This is a genomic window from Pyrobaculum islandicum DSM 4184 (assembly GCF_000015205.1).
Classification (GTDB): Archaea; Thermoproteota; Thermoprotei; order Thermoproteales; family Thermoproteaceae; genus Pyrobaculum; species Pyrobaculum islandicum.
This window is the reverse complement of the sequence record NC_008701.1, coordinates 456,074-471,629: the sequence shown is the minus strand read 5'-3', so window position 1 is coordinate 471,629 and position 15,556 is coordinate 456,074. Positions and strand designations below refer to the sequence as shown.

The window sequence follows — 15,556 nt, the reverse complement described above, 5'->3', positions numbered from 1 at the left end:
CCTCTCTACCTGAGATTTTAAATTTTTGTGCCTATCGTGACTAGGCAAGTGTCTGGGGAAACATGCGGCGGCCGGGATTTGAACCCGGGATCAACGGCTTGGGAGGCCGCCATCCTACTCCGGGGCAGTGGGCTTTAACTCCCCCACTGTCCAAACCAGACTAGACTACCGCCGCGTAGCTCTTTATTTTTTTCATTTTTAAATTTTTACTGCAAAGACGCCTTTACAGAGTTGTCAACATAAACGTCGTGGGAAAAACCGCTTTATTAGATTTCTTACTTTCCGTAGAAGTACTGTTTACCTTCTGGAGTGAACTCTATAGAGTCTTTATCGTAGTCATAATATCCCACTTCTATATACGTAGAGGTGCCGTTCTTTATAGTGACGCCCCATAGTAAGAAGTTCGGATTAGCTCTATCTCCGTTTTCATCTAGGATAACCACGCCTGTGGCGCCCTTGTAGCGGCCTTCTCTACCCCATTGTTCTAGTGTGGTGCGTACCTTGTCTGGATCGTCTGTGCCTATCGAGGCCATTATTTCGCCAAGCATTTTAATTACATCATAAGATTGAGGAGCTGGTGTTATAGGCTCTGCTCCACATTTAGCCTTGAACTTTCTGTAGAACTCCTTGTACTCAGGCGTAGTTGGAAGCGCCCAATTGGCCGTGCCCACTATTTTGCCCTTTGCCATCACAGCCCCGCCTTCCTGTAGTAATATGGGAGAAAATGCCATGCCCTCAGTACCTATTAACCTGGCTTTTGATAAAATGGGGTCTTGGCCTATTGCTTTAAGTACTACGGCGCCGTCGTCTTCAAAAGAAACGATTACAAGCGCAAAGTCCGGCCCCACGAGGTCTTTAACTTCGGCAGATATCTTCCTAACAGCCTCAGGCGCGGCTTGTGGAAACGCCTTAGGATCTGGGTCGTAGGCTGCCACTGAGACGAGCTTAAAGCCGCGTCTTGTAGCCTCTTTTTGTAACTCAATATATAGACCCTCTCCATAGGGGTCTTTTCTATATATTAAGGCGACATTTTTTACACCTAGCTCTTTTAAAATAGCGCCTATTGCTCTTATTTGTTTGGCGTCTGTACCCACAATTCTATACAGCCAGTCGTTAGGTATGGCGAGTAGAGAAGAGGTAGACCACGCGCTAAATAGGATAATCTTGTTCTGATCTGCAAAAGGCTTTTCTCCAGAAGCCTCTCTACTTGTGAGACCCGCGTGGACGGCTCTTACGCCCTTTGCATATAACGTCTGTAGTTTTTGTAATGCAACATTAGGATCTAGCTGTGTATCTTCTACATATAGTTCGAACTTATACCCCTTATTTGCGTATTCCGAGTTGAGGTCATCTATGGCTAGTTGTGCGGCGCATTGCGCCAACTTAGCATAGCTACTAAAACCGCCAGTAAGGGGTAGTAAGGCGCCTAGTTTGAAAACTTTCTGGGCTGTTGGAGGAGACGTAGTAAGTGTTTGCGTTGGCGTAGGAGTAGTTGTCGCAGAGGGGGCTTGACCCCCTGTTGACATCAGAATCCCAATTATAGCTAGCAAAATCACTATACCTATTGCTAAGTACAGAGTTTTAGTTGCCATAGGTATATTGTATCTTAAGGATATTTATCAATTCCCTCCTAGAAGGCTTATTAAGAAAGAGTTTTTAAGACGCATGGCGGAGGTTTTAAGAGTTGAGAAGCTTGAAGCTGGATATGGTAAGTTTCACGTCCTTTTTGGAGTTGATATTGTAGTAAACTCAGGGGAGATCGTCGTTTTGTTGGGGCCTAACGGCGCTGGTAAGTCAACTCTGTTAAATAGCATAGTGGGTATGGCCGACGTATATTCTGGCAGAATAACTCTACTGGGCCACGACGTTACAGGCAAGCCGCCGCACGAGGTTATGAAATTAGGTGTTGCTTATGTAATGCAGTCGCCAAATAACTTTGGCACGCCGAATATATTCGGCGAACTTACAGTATTTGAAAACTTAATAGCTGCATCTGCGGGTCTGTCTAAAAAAGATGTTCTAAAAAGAGTCGAGGAGATATATGAAATATTCCCTAGGCTAAGGGAGTTGCGGGATAGGAAGGCAAAGTTTTTATCAGGCGGCGAGAGACAGATGCTAGCCATAAGTTTGGGCTTGATGAAAAATCCGAAGTTACTTATGTTAGATGAACCCACTGCAGGACTTGCGCCGAAGTTAGTAAGCGAGTTTTTCTCTGTTATTAAAGACATAAGAGACAAGTTTGGGATCTCCATATTACTTGTCGAACAAAACGCCAAGAAGGCATTAGAAATAGGCGATAGGGCTTATGTCTTAGTAACAGGCAGGATAAGATACAGCGGAGATACAAAATCTATAGATGAAGATAGGTTAGCAAAGCTATTTCTTGGGCAGTAGTTATAAAAGGCCGTATTTGCAAAAGTTCCATGGAGGTGCCACAGGGGAGATATAAAATATTTAGGACAAAAAAGTACATAATCTATTACTTATTAGACGATGTTGAAATTAGGAGTAGCCCAGAGAAAAAAATTGTAAAGGGGGGACATGAATTTTATTACTTCGGCGATGTCGTGTTAATAAAGCCAATTAAAGAGTTTTCTCAAGCTCGAGGAGTTCTCTCAGCCTAATCTTTATAGCTTTCCCATCTGGAAATTCTCTTACAATTATGAAGTCGAGAAGTCCACGTCTAAACTCCTCTAGAGCTATTAATACGGGGTCTGTCGTGCCGAGTTCTCGTATGTCGATCTTCGGTTGCGCTCCCATTGCTAACTGTAGCGCTCTAGCGCCTATGATACGTGCAATCTCGTATTTAGTAAGGCGAGGCGGATAGAAATCTCTCTTGACTAAAGCTCGCTCTAGGAGTTCTACTAGCTTGTTTATTCGCTCTAGGAGTTCTGACGTAGATAGAGTCTCCACGGCAAGTGGCAAATAAATCCGGTATATAACATTTACAGGTTGGGAAAAACTAGTCGAATTTAGTTTCGCTCTTCTCCTCTCCCTCTTCTCCCTCTTTCTTGCCCTTCTTTTCCTCTTTCTTTGGCGCGCCTGCGGCTATAATGTCATCAATACGCAGAATCATTATGGCGGCTTCTACAGCAGATTTGATGACTTGCTTTTTCACAAGTAACGGATCCCATACATTGAGCGCCGCCATGTCGGCGATTTTGCCACCATATACATCAATACCGGTGGTAATCTCGCCATTGTCGTGTCTACGTCTAAGCTCTGCTATAGCATCTACTGGATCTAGTCCTGCTGTAAGCGCTAGGATTGTTGGAATGTGCTCTAGGGCGTCGGCGAATTTAAGTGCAGCTAACTGCTCTTTGCCAGGCAGTTTTCTAGCGAATTCTCTAACTCTTCTAGCGACTTCAATTTCAAAGGCGCCTCCGCCAGGCACTATCTTCGGCTCTCTAAAGAGATCGCGTGCAACATGGAGAGCATCTTGGAGAGACCTTTCAACTTCGTCTAATATCCTGTCGCTACCGCCGCGCACTAATATAGTTACAGCTCTTGGGTTTGGTATATCTTCTACAAACACCATCTTTTCTTCGCCTACTTTTCTCTCCTCTACTAATCCCGCAGTGCCTAAGTCCTCCGGTCTGGCGTCTTTAATAGATGTAATTATCTTAGCGCCTGTGGCTCTCGCAAGTTTCTCAATGTCGCTACGCTTTACTCTTCTAACAGCCATAATGCCTTTCTTTGCTAAGAAGTGTTGTGCAACCTCGTCTATGCCCTTCTGAGTTATTACTACATTGGCGCCTATTGAGGCCAAGTGGTCAACATAAGATTTCAAAATCTCCGCCTCTTGGTCAAGAAACGCCTTAATTTGATCTGGGCTTGTTACAGATATCTTTGTAGTCCACTCTGGTTTCTCTATCTCAAGCGGGGCGTCGAGAATAGCTATTTTAGCGTTGGTTATACGTTTAGGCATTCCTGGATGTACAACCTCTTTATCTAGCACTATGCCCCTTACAAGTTGCGTCTCATATATAGACTTGCCCTTCTTTTTCTCAATTTTAATCCAGTCTAAATCTAGATATGGCTTTCCGTCTCTTGTTTCAACGGCTTGTAGAGCTGCTTCTACAACTATATTTGCCAAGTAGTCTCTAGTTTCGGCAACTACTTTTGAAGAGAGAGCGTTGGAGACTACTTTTAAGAGTTGCTCCTTAGTGAGCTCAACTGGTTTTGCAATCTCTTCAGCAACTTTAAGGGCGTAATCAGCTGCCTTCTTGTAGCCATCTATGACGATAGTGGGGTGTATACCCTCTTCTAATAGCTCTTCGCCAAGTTCAAGTAGTTTGCCTGCAAGAACTACAACAGTAGTTGTGCCATCGCCAACTTCGGCATCTTGAGCTTTGGCAACTTCGATTAATAGCTTTGCGGCCGGGTGTTGTACTTCCATCTCTTTTAAAATTGTGGCGCCATCGCCTGTTATTGTTACATCGCCAAAGGCATCGATCAACATTTTGTCCATGCCTCTGGGTCCTAGCGATGTAGCTAAAATCTCGGCTATAACCTTAGCGGCTTGTATATTGGAGCGACGGGCGTCTACGCCTGTCGTTCTCTGACTCCCCTCTTTTAATATCATGATGGGGACCCCTGTCCTAGGAGCTTGCGTTTGTGACATGGTTTGACAAAAATTGTGCATATAAAAATTTTTCGCAAAAATCGCAAGGCAGTGTGTAATAAGTTAACGACGTGAGAAAGATTGTGAGAGCGCAAGTATAGTCTGCCATTTATCTTCTAGGTCTTCTTCCAGCGCTTTAATATCGTCTTCAGTAAGATGGGCAAATCTACCCTGTAGTTTCAAATATTCCGACAATGGCCTCCTCTTTGTTTTATCGGCGTATATCGTACTCGGTGGGTTTAATCTAAACTGCCCGTGGTCGTATTCCCACAATATCCAAGCGCCTGTCTCTACAGCAAGTCTTGCAACTTCTACGGTTTTTGCGGGGTCAAATCTCCAGCCGGGGGGACAAGGGGTATGGAGGTGTATAAATTTAAAACCGTCTATCTCAGTAGCTCTCTTCAGCTTTCTATAGAAATCTTGTGGATACGCGATACTGGCCGTGGCTACGTAGGGCACTCCGTGCATAGCCATGAGGAGGGCTACATCTTTTTTCCTCTCGCGTTTTCCAGCCGGAGTTGTTGTAGTCCAAGCAGCGCGCGGCGTTGAGCTACTACGTTGTATGCCTGTGTTCATATACGCCTCGTTGTCGTACATGATATAGATTATATTACTATTTCTCTCTGCGGCACCGCTCAAGGTCGCAAAACCAATATCCGCAGTACCGCCGTCGCCAGCCCATACAACTACATGTCCCTTTATGCCGAGTGTTTTAAATGCTTCTGCCACGCCTGTAGCTACTGCGGCAGAAGAGGCAAATGGCACATTTAAAATGGGTATCGCAATGCCGGTTTTCGGAGCTAGGCCTTGGACAACAGATGCACAACTCGCTGGTATTACTAGCACAGACTCGTCGCCAATCGCCATGCCCAAGACCTTCAAGCCTATCATCATACCACACCCAGCACACGCCGCATTGCCTGGTAGTATGTATTTTTTCTTCGGCAACTGATCTATACGGAAGCTCATATTATGAACTCTAGTTCTCTGTATCTCCCCTCGACAGCATTTCGTATCGTCTCATAAAATCTATGACTATCAAAGTCTACGCCCGCTATACCGGCTATTATGTTTATTGTCTTTGGCCTAGAGACTAGGGAATTAATCTCGATGCCCAAGATTCCCCCGAGGGGAGTTATATCTCTGTCATATATGATAACGGTATCATAATCTTCAAGCTTTTCCACCTCCTCCCTTGGGAAAGGTCTAATGAATCTCAGCCTCATGAGACCAATAGACATGCCGTCTTTTCTTAAAGCGTTGACTGCGTGTTTAGCATCACTACACCAAGCGCCGGCGCAAACCACGATGTGTTTAGCATCTTCTGCTCTATACCACTCCACAAGTCCTCCATATCTTCTGCCTGTAATTTTTCCATATTCTTCATCAATATGGTTGATAATCTTCTTAGCCTTCTCATGTGCTTCATATACTGTCGATACCTTATGCCTAGCATGAATCTTGTTGTCAGAGGGCAAGTTACCAAATGTAATAGGCTCCCCAGGGCGGAGTAATAACGGTATATCTGGTTTACGCGGCGGTAGGAAGTAGTCCACTATTTCTTGTTGTGGTATCTCCACAGGCTCTGTGGAGTGGCTAAGTATGAAACCGTCTACTCCGATGGCAACGGGGAGAATTGCCGTCTCTGCTATTTTAAACGCTTGTATTGTTAGATCAAAGGTCTCTTGTACAGTCTCGGCCATTGCTATAATCCAACCTGAATCTCTGAGAGTGAGAATATCGTTATGTTCTACGTGGATATTCCAAGGGGGCCCTATGGTACGTGTTACTACGGCCATAACTACAGGCGCCCTACTAAGCGCAGTCCACCAAGTGACTTCATACATATATAAAAGGCCGTGTGACGAAGTTGCTGTAAAAGCCCTCGCGCCAACCATTGCAGCGCCATAAACCACAGACATAGCGGCGAACTCTGACTCCACATTTACAAAACGCGCATTTAACTCTCCTCTCTCTACAAACTCAGCGAGTTTTTCGACAATTGACGTCTGTGGTGTAATAGGATACGCCGCTATCACATGCGGCTTAGCCATTTTAACTGCATACGCCACTGCATAATTTCCTGTCAGAGCTGTTTTTTGTACTGAAAGTGTTTTCATACTACTTCTGGAACCATGTCAATAGCTTTTACAGGGCAGACATTTGCACAGATTCCACACCCCTTGCAATAGGTATAGTCTATCTGTATCTTCTGTCCCCTCTCCCATTCAATTACCGACTCGGGACAGTAGAGCCAACATAATCCACAATCTATACATTTCTCAAGTTTAATCACGGGTCTATAAACACGCCAAGTGCCTGTTATGCCGGCCGACGCTAGCGCAGGTTTAGATATGGGTAACACGCTTTTTTCTCGTTCCCCATTTATATATTTTATATTGGTATATAGAACCGTAATACATGAAGCTAGTTTGTATAAAATACAAGTCTCTGACTATGTACACTATATTATTGCATTTTAAACTAAGTAGAAAAAATTATAAATGTATGTAATTAGAAACGCTATGTATGAAGTTATCTTTTTAGGAAGAGGGGGACAAGGGGCTGTAACAGCAGTTCAACTATTAGCCCACGCAGCAGCACTTGAGGGTAAGAAGGCGCAGGCATTGCCGGAATTTGGAGCAGAGAGAAGAGGAGCTATTGTAAAAGCATATCTGAGAATCGGCGAAGTTCTTCTCCACTCTTCGATTAAAAAAGCCGACTACGTAATTGTGCTAGATGGACGTATCATAGATCAAATAGATGTAAAACAATACGGCAAAGAAGGCGCTACGTACATAGTAAATACAAAAAACCCAGCCGACTGGTATATATCAATAGATGCCACGTCAATAGCTCTTAAACACGGCCTAGTTGTCGCCGGATGGCCTGTGGTAAATTTAATAATGGCTGCCGCGTTTGCGGCTGTTAGTGGCGCAGTCTCTCTGGAAAGTTTACTAAAAGCTACAGCTGAGTACGTCCCTAAGAGATATCTAGAGGCAAATATCAAAGCTATTGTTGAGACTTATGACATTGTGAAAAAATTAAAAATAAGTTAGGGCCAATTCCCCGAGTCTATCGCGTAGATCTCCATATCTGGTATTAATACACCTCTGGCGTCTATAACCACAGGGGTCTTCATGTATTTAGCGATCTTGCTTGCCTCTATACGGTACATAGAGTGATCTGTAGACACTACTACTATGTCCGCCCCCTTTACAGCAACTTCTAGGTCTTGTGTAAGCACAACGCCCCACGTGGATAATTGACGGTCTTGCCTTATATATGGGTCGTGTACCACAATCTGTGTAGGTTTAATACCAAGCTTAAGCAACGTTGCTATTACGCCATAGGTGGGACTCTCACGAGAATCATCGACATCCCCCCTAAACGCGAGCCCCAATATCGTTATTTTTGCCGTAGCAGGGTTAATGCCGTGTTTTAACATGGCGCGGAGTGTTGCAAACGCCACCTCCTCTGGCTGTCTTTCATTTATCTGCCTAGCGAGATATGTCAGTCGTAACTCTACGCCGTATTTCGCCGCAGTCCACATTAAGAAGTATGGATAGACCGGTATGCAATTGCCCCCCACGCCAGTGCCAGGCTTATGTACGTGGCTATATGGCTGGCTGTTTGCCGCCTCTCGAGCCCTTCTAAAAGAAATCCCCATGGCATTTGCTAGTTTGGCCATTTCATTAGCTAATGCAATATTGACATCTCTATATACGCCCTCTAGGAGTTTTTCGAATTCTGCCTCTTTTACATTCCGTAATGTTATAACGCCCTTTTTAGATATAAGTCTATATAGTTCCGCAGCCTCCTCTGTACTTCTAGGCCCAATTCCGGCGACTATTTTAGGGTAGTTTTCTGTAATATCCCGCAGCGCATGGCCAACCATGATACGTTCTGGGCTGTAGGCTAGGTAGAAATCTTCTTCTGCGACAAGACCTGAGACCCCCTCTAGTATAGGCTTTACTACATCTTCTGTTGTACCTGGCGGAACGCTAGACTCTACAATGACTAAGTCTCCCCTCTTAAGACCAGCGCCTATAGCTCTGCTTGCGGATGTTAAGGCCGAAAAGTCTACCTCTACTGCAATAGGTGACTTCTTAAGGTAGACAGGCACCGCAATTATCTTAACATTGCTCCTAATAGAGGCTATTATTCCATCGGTAGTCGCCTGAAATTTACCGCTCTTTATAGCCGATGTGAGAGTCTCAACAACGTCGGTTTCTGGAAATTCCACCACGCCTCCGTTCAACTTCTCTACTTTTGAAAGATCTACGTCAACGCCGATAACCCTAGCTCCCGCAAGCACCCACGCCGCAGACAGCGCAAGTCCTACATAGCCCAAGCCGTAGATCGCTATTGTTAACTCACCCCTCTTTAAGAGGTCTGCCAGCATGGCACTCTTAGGGATAATGTTTTTAAAAAGTGCGCTCTTTGACGCGGTGGAGATATATATAGTGGGATACGGAGGGTGGATATCTTCTCCCTATATCGGCTACGCCTCTCTTTATGTTAAAACAGATATAAATATACTTTTAGACGTTGGCGAGTGTACATATGCTCGTGTTATACAATGCAATCTTCCCTGGCCCGACCTTATATTCATAAGTCATAGACATGGAGATCATATACTCGGCCTTCCCACATTTATGCTTATGGCAAAAAGGCTAGGTAAAAAGTTGAAGATAATAGCCAACAGAGAAACGCTAGAGGCGGCAAAGGCCTTAGCTATAGCCACTGGTATAGAGAATACGCTTCAATATGTGGAATTTTTGGAAGCAACAAGGGAAGTTACAATGGGGCAGACAAGACTGAGGTTTGCAAAAACAAGTCATCCTATAGACACGTTGGCTGTGAGAATAGAACATGAGGGTAAATGTGCGACCTATAGCTCAGACACGGCGCCAGCCGACGTTGTTGTAGAACTTGCACGCGGTTGTGATATACTCATACATGAAGTTTCGGGAAACCCAGGGCAGGAGGATGAGGTCCATAGGGTTGGCCATAGCACCACTGTAGACGCTATAGAGATTTCAAAAAGGGCTGGCGTAAAGATGCTGATACCTTTTCACTTTTACACAGAGTTGCCCATAGTGCCGCCGGGGATTACTGTGGTTTTGCCCACGCCTTGCGGCCGTGTTGTAATATGACGTGTTTTAAACTCTGCTGTCGGCGTGACCTATTCGCTTTCCCATATCCCGTAGCGATATGGAAGGAACCTCCCCGCTCTATAGAGGTAGTGAGAGACCTTGTCGAAAGTTATGGAATTGAACAGATATATACCGTTGGCGATATTGTAACAACAAACTTCCTCAAATACAGTCTCGCTCCCACCTCTGCTGCGGTAGATGGAAAAACTCGTCGCGGTCTCAAAATCGACAAACCAACTTTCTTTAGAAAAACAATAGAGGTTTATAATCCGCCTGGTTATATAACAGAGGAGGCGTGGATAGCCGTCGAGGAGGCTGTAAGAGACAACGTAATGATAAAAGTTAACGGAGAGGAGGACATGCTCTCTCTCGCGTTTATAAAACTAGCCCCTCCACACTCGGTGGTAGTATACGGTCACTATATGGGCGCATTGATAGCAATACCGGTAGATTGGTATAGAGACGCAATATGTAAACTCTTTGAGTATTTAGAGAAGTGTTAATAATACAGTTACTATTCAGCGTTATGCGGCCTAGGACTTTATTCATTACTGCTATAGTGGTCTTTTTAATTATCGCGGCGACAATAATATACAAAAATTTATCTACATCTACGTCTCAAACCGCCGTTTCTAGCGCATTACCAATTCCAAGTTGGGCTATCTCTTTTGGCAACCCAAATGCCCCCTTGGTCTTAGTAGAGCTATTTGACTTACATTGCCCCTATTGCGCTATAGCACATGAGAAACTAGACCCCCTCTATCGGCGGCTTATGTTAGAGGGAAAACTTAGGCTTATATTTGTAGACTTTATTGTACACCCAGATGCTGTTGTAGCCCATAGATATCTTCACTGTGCATATAAGCAGTTGGGCAACAAAACATACGACTTGTTAACACAACTGTATACTACATATTTAAACGAGGGGCCGGAGAAACAGCTCGAACTCTTACGACAATATCAATGTAGTAATGCACCAACACAAAACGATTTTGAAGATGTAAAAAGAGCCATGGTAAATTTCCTTATACAGAAAGGCTTGGTACAGATAGGTACGCCTACCTTTATAATAGTAAGAAACGGTAGCATAGACATAGTGGTAGGCGCGGATGTAAACAGAGTGTCCTCTCTTCTTAGTCAGTAGCAGGAGGTATTAACATTTCTCTTTCTTTCATCAGTGCAAGAATTCTAGCGCGTTCGAGTAGCCTAGCCACCTCAATATAGCCGTTTTCATAAAACTGGCTTATCAATTTTGTTAGTTCATCGACTAATGACGAATTTGGTTTCATGTAAAGTCAAATTTTCACTCATATATAAACATTTCGCATAATGCGATCTCAGTTATAGCAAGTTCAGTCAGCTGCCGCGTCTTCACTCTTCGTGTTTGGTCGGGCTCATCATTTACATTACCTAACAAGTTTGTGTTGTGAGATATGAAGTAGATACGAAGCGCAGGATTATAAAACTGGTGCCTGAAAGAGAAGAAGACTTATACTTCATCTACCTACTTATAGACAAGGGAGATATCATAAGGGGATGGACGGTTAGAGAGTATAAGCCAGATGGCGTAAAAGAAGGCGAAAGAATCAAGATATATCTAGCCATAAAGGTAGAGTCTTTAGAGTATCACAAGTTTCGCGGTAGTTTAAGAATTAGGGGGACTGTTGTCGAAGTGCAAGACGGCATCGAGGGGGTAAAGGGCAGAAGACATACCTTTGATGTAACTCCAGGGAGGGAGATAGAAATAGAAAAGGCATACGACTATCCCTTAGACGTCGTGATAGAAGTTCTTAACATGGCAAAAGCAGTATTGCCAAGGGTTTTGCTGATATCTGTTGATGATGAAGAAACCGTTTTTGCATATATAACGGCGCTAGGAGTAGAAATCCTACATACTATGTATAACACTGGTAGGAAAGACGATAGCATGTTTGAAGAGTACTTTACTGCTATTAAAGAGGTTGTAGACGAGTTAAAACGACGTCATAAGCCCGACATAGTCGTATTGGCAGGACCTAGTATGATAATAGAACAAGCAAGTGAGTATATACAGGCAATAAAAGTACCGCAGGGCTCTGGCGGTCTTGCAGGTGTTTATGAATTCATTAGAGGCGGTCTCTATGAGAAGTTTAAAATTGAAATGGGGATAAATGTATATCAGCGATTTATACACAAACTGTCAGTAGACAGACTCTCTGTGGCAATAGGTTTAAACGAAGTTAGAGAAGCTACCGATGCCGGTCGCATAGAGACTGTGCTAGTGCTAGACACGTTGATTAAAGAAAGACCTGAAGATATATGGCCCCTTCTTGCTCAGGTATATAAGACGCGGGGCAAAATCCACATAGTTAAAGAGGATAGCGAAGTAGGAGCAGGACTAAAAGCTATGGGAGGAGTAGTTGCATTATTAAGGTGGTGAGAGAAAAAGGGGGGTTTATTTTTATTTCTTTTTGCCGATTAGTCTGTAGACTTTTATTCCTGTGTATGGGGATTTTGCTACTGCAAATAACATCGGCCCGCGGGCAGTCTGCTTCTCAACAACCTCATACTGATCAGTCTCAAACGCCTGCTTCGCCTTAATATCGTAGAACTTCAACTTCTGCTTCTTGGACATGTCCCTTGAAAAAGCATTACTATTTATAAAGAACGGTTAAAATAGCAAAAGAAAAACTTAAAAAGTAACGCGGTATGTCCTACAGCGGCGGTAGTCTAGCCTGGTTTGGACGGTGGGGGAGCCACCGCCCCGGAGTAGGATGGCGGCCTGCCAAGCCGTTGATCCCGGGTTCAAATCCCGGCCGCCGCACCATTAATCTTTATATAGCGTGGTGTCCAGCTGGTACGGGGCCCGTAGCTCAGTCAGGATAGAGCGGCGGAGGACCCAGCTAGGTCCGTCGTGCCTCCGGAGCCGTAGGTCGTGGGTTCAAATCCCACCGGGCCCGCCAGTTACGTTTTAGAATATGTGTCAATTTGCTCCTGTGAAGAGGGTTTGTTTTAGGCGTGTGGGTTGTGTCTCTGCAGTGGGGCTGGGTACTTGGGGGATTGGTGGGGGTTTTTGGGTCTCGGATAGAAGTAGGGACAGGGAGTGGATAGATGCGTTGAGGTACGCAATAGAGCGGGGCATAACTCTTATAGACACAGCTGAGATGTATGGAGGTGGGCATACGGAAGAGCTCGTGGGTCTTGCGATAAAGGGGTTTCCAAGAGATGAGCTGTTTATTGTTTCTAAGGTGTGGCCTAGCCACGCGCGTTTCGAGGATGTGTTGAAGTCTGCCAAACAAAGTATGGCAAGGCTCGGCACATATATTGACCTATATCTGCTTCACTGGCCTTCAGAGATAGTCCCCATATGTGAGACAATACGGGCGTTTGAAACTCTTGTAGATAGAGGTTTGATTAAGTTTTTTGGCGTTAGCAATTTTTCACTTAGACAAATCAAGGAGGCTGAAAGTTGTACAAAGAAGTACGAGCTGGCGGCAGTTCAAAACCGCTACTCTTTATATTATAAGAGTGATGATGCAAATGTCATACCGTATGTCTTGTCAAATGGGATTATGTACATGGCGTACACCCCTCTTGAGAAGGGGGCTATTGCTAGAGATCGGAGGCTTATGGAAATTGGAACAAGGTATAGGGCTTCGGCGGTTCAAATCGCTCTTGCTTGGTATGTCAAGAGAGGCGTCGTGCCTATTCCTAAGGCCGAGAGGAGAGAGCATATCGACGAGATCGTAAGGTCTCTAGAGATAGAGCTCAGCGAGGAGGATTTTCTAGAGATAACGCGGTGGAGTTCGTAATAGACAGAGAGACTGCGTTGAGACTTGTCGGTCTTTATTATAGAGGCCCTGTTAAATACGCAAAGGCGGTGTTAGAACGATGGCCTGGCTCAAACGCCGTTACTGTCTATATAGATGGGGAGCCTGTGGGGGCTGAGGTCTTCTACGCAGTCCGTCTTGCAGAGATGACGTGTGTACACTACTATATAGTTGTAGCGCCTAAGCATAGGAGACGGGGGATTGCCACTTCGCTTGTTAGATATGTAGAGGGGCTATGTGGCGCATCTACATATCTTGCAACATCTGCGATAGATAACGTCGCAGTAGCGAGACTGTTTGAAAAACTGGGCTATGCCAGACACGCCTGGAGGGAGTTGCCTCCTAGCGTTAGGGAGGTTTTACTAAAGGCGACGTGTGGCTATGACGACGACGTCTTATATATAAAAGGCGGTAAACCGGAGGAGATAGCCGCCTATACCGGCGATGTGGAAGTGCTGTGGCGGGAGACTTGTCTAAAGCCATATCTTGGCGTATGACCCCCTCCCCGCCCTAAAGGGCAAGGCTTTCGGTTGTAACTACGTAATATCTTATAAATTGGATGTAGGGCTATGGCATGGAGGTAGTTGTTGTATTTAGGGGTCAGCCGCCAGATGAGTGGAAGGGGGTTCCTGGCGTGAGGGCTTTATCTATGGGAGAGCTCGGAGACATAGAGAGGAGGCTTGTGCTTGTGGTTGGCGATAGAGAGTTCGCTGAGAGATTGGGCGTTGGATATCTCACAGAGGAAGAGACAGAGGAGCTTTTGGCGTATATAAAGGCGAGGTTGAGCGAAACGTCTAGCCGAGTCAGTGAAGGGCGTTGCGCTCATTTTTCGCCTACCGTGAGGCTCATCACATATATACCTCTGTGTAGAGGTAAAAAAGTGATGACGTCTTGGGGAGCCTGGAGGTGTGAAGAGGCGGTTATCCCTCTGAATAAATTTAACATAGAGATAAACTGATTTTATGTCCAGGAAGAAAGCCGATTTATCTTCGCTTGAGGGCGTGGGTCCTAAGACGTTTGAAAAGCTAATGGAGTTGGGTATTACATCTCTAGAACATCTATCTGAATTTACGGCGGAGGAGTTAGCTGAGGCAGGTATCGAATATGAAAGAGCTGTAAAGCTTCTACAGCAAGTTTTGCAAAAAGTCGGCGGGGTGAAGGCGGTGACATTTGGCGAGTTTAGACAGAGACAAGTCAAGACTTTTAAGACTGGGCTTGTAGAATTTGACGAAAAAACTCCTTGGAGAGGGATAAGGGAGGGCTTTATATATGAATTTGCTGGCGAATATGGCACTGGTAAGTCAATGTTTGCACATCAACTTGCCGTGGTAGGACTTAAGGAGGGTTTTACTGCGAGAGTTGTATATATAGATACAGAGGGCACGTTTAACCCAACGCTCGTCGAGACAATTGCGAGGCGGTTTGGTGTAGAAATTGAGAGATTAGACACGTCGCTTGTTTTATATCAACCGGCTAATGTAATGCAGTTAGAACAGATAGTGAAATACGACATCCCACGCCATATACAAGAGGGTTGCCGTCTTGTGATAATAGATACAATCACGGCGTTGTATCGTGCTGAGTTTCCCGGTAGGGAGATGTTGGCGGCTAGACAACAGCGAATTCACTATCTCGTCGATTGGCTGAGACGCCATGCGAGGACGTTCGGCGTAACTTCTATTTTGGCAAATCAAGTGATGGACGTGCCCGAGATTTTTGCCGGCGGCGTGAAAAGGCCGGCGGGCGGCAACGTCTTGGCACATACCGTAAACGCGAGATTTATGATGGTGCGGCCTAACAAGGCGAAGCTAGAGGGTTACATGTGGCCATTAGACGTGCCTGGTATGGCTCCTGACGTAAGGATAGAGTACAGAATTACGGAAGCCGGGCTTGAATAGATGTCTCTTGTAGCTATTCTCATCTGTGGTATAACACGTCTTGTAGTAGGAGAAAGCTTAAAAACT

20 protein-coding genes and 3 tRNA genes are annotated in these 15,556 nt (G+C 45.0%); 13 read left to right on the top strand and 10 right to left on the bottom strand.

What is annotated here, in order from left to right:
- Positions 1-63 precede the first annotated feature (63 nt).
- Positions 64-175, bottom strand: a tRNA-Gly gene (locus PISL_RS10590).
- Between the two features lie 100 nt (positions 176-275).
- Positions 276-1,592 carry an ABC transporter substrate-binding protein gene (locus tag PISL_RS02590; protein WP_053240281.1) on the bottom strand — a complete coding sequence of 439 codons (1,317 nt, stop codon included), beginning with the start codon at positions 1,590-1,592 and terminating at the stop codon, positions 276-278.
- Positions 1,593-1,665: 73 nt separating this feature from the next.
- Here PISL_RS02590 and PISL_RS02585 point away from each other — a divergent pair, with 73 nt between their 5' ends.
- A complete protein-coding gene (locus PISL_RS02585; protein WP_011762258.1) occupies positions 1,666-2,394 on the top strand; it encodes a branched-chain amino acid ABC transporter ATP-binding protein in 729 nt (242 codons plus the stop codon).
- A 29-nt stretch (positions 2,395-2,423) separates the two neighbouring features.
- Complete coding sequence (locus PISL_RS02580) at positions 2,424-2,624, top strand: hypothetical protein (RefSeq protein WP_053240280.1); 201 nt, start codon at positions 2,424-2,426, stop codon at positions 2,622-2,624.
- Here PISL_RS02580 and PISL_RS02575 read toward each other — a convergent pair.
- From PISL_RS02575 to PISL_RS02555, 5 genes are all read right to left on the bottom strand, one after another.
- On the bottom strand, positions 2,584-2,913 hold the full coding sequence (locus PISL_RS02575) for a DNA-directed RNA polymerase subunit K (RefSeq protein WP_011762257.1): 330 nt from the start codon (positions 2,911-2,913) through the stop codon (positions 2,584-2,586). The two genes, PISL_RS02580 and PISL_RS02575, sit on opposite strands and share 41 nt — an antisense overlap.
- A gap of 49 nt (positions 2,914-2,962) precedes the next feature.
- Positions 2,963-4,624, bottom strand: coding sequence for a thermosome subunit alpha (gene thsA / locus PISL_RS02570; RefSeq protein ID WP_053240279.1), 1,662 nt, complete (start codon positions 4,622-4,624; stop codon positions 2,963-2,965).
- Positions 4,625-4,687: 63 nt separating this feature from the next.
- On the bottom strand, positions 4,688-5,593 hold the full coding sequence (gene porB, locus PISL_RS02565) for a pyruvate synthase subunit PorB (protein WP_011762255.1): 906 nt from the start codon (positions 5,591-5,593) through the stop codon (positions 4,688-4,690).
- Positions 5,590-6,744 carry a pyruvate ferredoxin oxidoreductase gene (locus PISL_RS02560; RefSeq protein ID WP_011762254.1) on the bottom strand — a complete coding sequence of 385 codons (1,155 nt, stop codon included), beginning with the start codon at positions 6,742-6,744 and terminating at the stop codon, positions 5,590-5,592. The genes porB and PISL_RS02560 overlap by 4 nt, the downstream gene beginning before the upstream one ends.
- Positions 6,741-6,989: a 4Fe-4S binding protein gene (locus tag PISL_RS02555; RefSeq protein WP_011762253.1), complete on the bottom strand. Its 249-nt coding sequence runs from the start codon at positions 6,987-6,989 to the stop codon at positions 6,741-6,743. Before PISL_RS02555 ends, PISL_RS02560 begins: the two co-directional genes overlap by 4 nt.
- Before the next feature lie 160 nt (positions 6,990-7,149).
- Between PISL_RS02555 and PISL_RS02550 the strand changes: the two genes are divergently transcribed.
- Entirely contained in the window at positions 7,150-7,683 is a 534-nt protein-coding gene (locus PISL_RS02550) for a 2-oxoacid:acceptor oxidoreductase subunit gamma family protein (protein ID WP_053240535.1), read from the top strand.
- On the opposite strand, the gene PISL_RS02545 is transcribed toward PISL_RS02550, so the two are convergent.
- Positions 7,680-9,029: a nucleotide sugar dehydrogenase gene (locus PISL_RS02545; protein ID WP_011762251.1), complete on the bottom strand. Its 1,350-nt coding sequence runs from the start codon at positions 9,027-9,029 to the stop codon at positions 7,680-7,682. The genes PISL_RS02550 and PISL_RS02545 overlap by 4 nt on opposite strands.
- 46 nt (positions 9,030-9,075) lie before the next feature.
- On the opposite strand from PISL_RS02545, the gene PISL_RS02540 reads away from it, so the two are divergent.
- Genes PISL_RS02540 through PISL_RS02530 form a run of 3 tightly spaced genes read left to right on the top strand, consistent with a single transcriptional unit; the run spans position 9,076 to position 10,927 of the window.
- Entirely contained in the window at positions 9,076-9,783 is a 708-nt protein-coding gene (locus PISL_RS02540; protein WP_011762250.1) for an MBL fold metallo-hydrolase, read from the top strand.
- On the top strand, positions 9,780-10,286 hold the full coding sequence (locus tag PISL_RS02535) for a GTP-dependent dephospho-CoA kinase family protein (protein WP_011762249.1): 507 nt from the start codon (positions 9,780-9,782) through the stop codon (positions 10,284-10,286). The genes PISL_RS02540 and PISL_RS02535 overlap by 4 nt, the downstream gene beginning before the upstream one ends.
- A 23-nt stretch (positions 10,287-10,309) precedes the next feature.
- The gene (locus PISL_RS02530) at positions 10,310-10,927 is read left to right on the top strand and encodes a thioredoxin domain-containing protein (RefSeq protein ID WP_011762248.1); all 618 of its coding nucleotides are present in this window, start codon (positions 10,310-10,312) and stop codon (positions 10,925-10,927) included.
- Here PISL_RS02530 and PISL_RS10585 read toward each other — a convergent pair.
- Complete coding sequence (locus PISL_RS10585; RefSeq protein ID WP_011762247.1) at positions 10,917-11,072, bottom strand: hypothetical protein; 156 nt, start codon at positions 11,070-11,072, stop codon at positions 10,917-10,919. The two genes, PISL_RS02530 and PISL_RS10585, sit on opposite strands and share 11 nt — an antisense overlap.
- 137 nt (positions 11,073-11,209) lie before the next feature.
- Between PISL_RS10585 and PISL_RS02525 the strand changes: the two genes are divergently transcribed.
- Entirely contained in the window at positions 11,210-12,202 is a 993-nt protein-coding gene (locus PISL_RS02525; RefSeq protein WP_011762246.1) for a pelota family protein, read from the top strand.
- 21 nt (positions 12,203-12,223) lie between these two features.
- On the opposite strand, the gene cc1 is transcribed toward PISL_RS02525, so the two are convergent.
- Positions 12,224-12,397: a DNA-binding protein CC1 gene (gene cc1 / locus PISL_RS02520; RefSeq protein ID WP_011762245.1), complete on the bottom strand. Its 174-nt coding sequence runs from the start codon at positions 12,395-12,397 to the stop codon at positions 12,224-12,226.
- A gap of 84 nt (positions 12,398-12,481) precedes the next feature.
- Here cc1 and PISL_RS10580 point away from each other — a divergent pair.
- From PISL_RS10580 to PISL_RS02495, 6 genes are all read left to right on the top strand, one after another.
- Positions 12,482-12,589, top strand: a tRNA-Gly gene (locus PISL_RS10580).
- Positions 12,590-12,624: 35 nt separating this feature from the next.
- A tRNA-Arg gene (locus PISL_RS02515) sits at positions 12,625-12,725 on the top strand.
- A 33-nt stretch (positions 12,726-12,758) separates the two neighbouring features.
- A complete protein-coding gene (locus PISL_RS02510; protein WP_053240278.1) occupies positions 12,759-13,574 on the top strand; it encodes an aldo/keto reductase in 816 nt (271 codons plus the stop codon).
- Complete coding sequence (locus PISL_RS02505) at positions 13,562-14,089, top strand: GNAT family N-acetyltransferase (protein ID WP_011762243.1); 528 nt, start codon at positions 13,562-13,564, stop codon at positions 14,087-14,089. The genes PISL_RS02510 and PISL_RS02505 overlap by 13 nt, the downstream gene beginning before the upstream one ends.
- A 77-nt stretch (positions 14,090-14,166) precedes the next feature.
- Complete coding sequence (locus PISL_RS11615) at positions 14,167-14,550, top strand: hypothetical protein (RefSeq protein ID WP_011762242.1); 384 nt, start codon at positions 14,167-14,169, stop codon at positions 14,548-14,550.
- 4 nt (positions 14,551-14,554) lie between these two features.
- Positions 14,555-15,490: an ATPase domain-containing protein gene (locus PISL_RS02495; RefSeq protein WP_011762241.1), complete on the top strand. Its 936-nt coding sequence runs from the start codon at positions 14,555-14,557 to the stop codon at positions 15,488-15,490.
- Positions 15,491-15,556: the final 66 nt, after the last annotated feature.

What these genes read in the sequence shown, in the direction of transcription:
- PISL_RS02590 (WP_053240281.1), bottom strand. Translation starts at nt 1,592, where the DNA reads ATGGCAACTAAAACTCTGTACTTAGCAATAGGTATAGTGATTTTGCTA.
- PISL_RS02585 (WP_011762258.1), top strand. Translation starts at nt 1,666, where the DNA reads ATGGCGGAGGTTTTAAGAGTTGAGAAGCTTGAAGCTGGATATGGTAAG.
- PISL_RS02580 (WP_053240280.1), top strand. Translation starts at nt 2,424, where the DNA reads ATGGAGGTGCCACAGGGGAGATATAAAATATTTAGGACAAAAAAGTAC.
- thsA (WP_053240279.1), bottom strand. Translation starts at nt 4,624, where the DNA reads ATGTCACAAACGCAAGCTCCTAGGACAGGGGTCCCCATCATGATATTA.
- porB (WP_011762255.1), bottom strand. Translation starts at nt 5,593, where the DNA reads ATGAGCTTCCGTATAGATCAGTTGCCGAAGAAAAAATACATACTACCA.
- PISL_RS02560 (WP_011762254.1), bottom strand. Translation starts at nt 6,744, where the DNA reads ATGAAAACACTTTCAGTACAAAAAACAGCTCTGACAGGAAATTATGCA.
- PISL_RS02550 (WP_053240535.1), top strand. Translation starts at nt 7,150, where the DNA reads ATGTATGAAGTTATCTTTTTAGGAAGAGGGGGACAAGGGGCTGTAACA.
- PISL_RS02545 (WP_011762251.1), bottom strand. Translation starts at nt 9,029, where the DNA reads ATGCTGGCAGACCTCTTAAAGAGGGGTGAGTTAACAATAGCGATCTAC.
- PISL_RS02535 (WP_011762249.1), top strand. Translation starts at nt 9,780, where the DNA reads ATGACGTGTTTTAAACTCTGCTGTCGGCGTGACCTATTCGCTTTCCCA.
- PISL_RS02530 (WP_011762248.1), top strand. Translation starts at nt 10,310, where the DNA reads ATGCGGCCTAGGACTTTATTCATTACTGCTATAGTGGTCTTTTTAATT.
- PISL_RS10585 (WP_011762247.1), bottom strand. Translation starts at nt 11,072, where the DNA reads ATGAAACCAAATTCGTCATTAGTCGATGAACTAACAAAATTGATAAGC.
- cc1 (WP_011762245.1), bottom strand. Translation starts at nt 12,397, where the DNA reads ATGTCCAAGAAGCAGAAGTTGAAGTTCTACGATATTAAGGCGAAGCAG.
- PISL_RS11615 (WP_011762242.1), top strand. Translation starts at nt 14,167, where the DNA reads ATGGAGGTAGTTGTTGTATTTAGGGGTCAGCCGCCAGATGAGTGGAAG.
- PISL_RS02495 (WP_011762241.1), top strand. Translation starts at nt 14,555, where the DNA reads ATGTCCAGGAAGAAAGCCGATTTATCTTCGCTTGAGGGCGTGGGTCCT.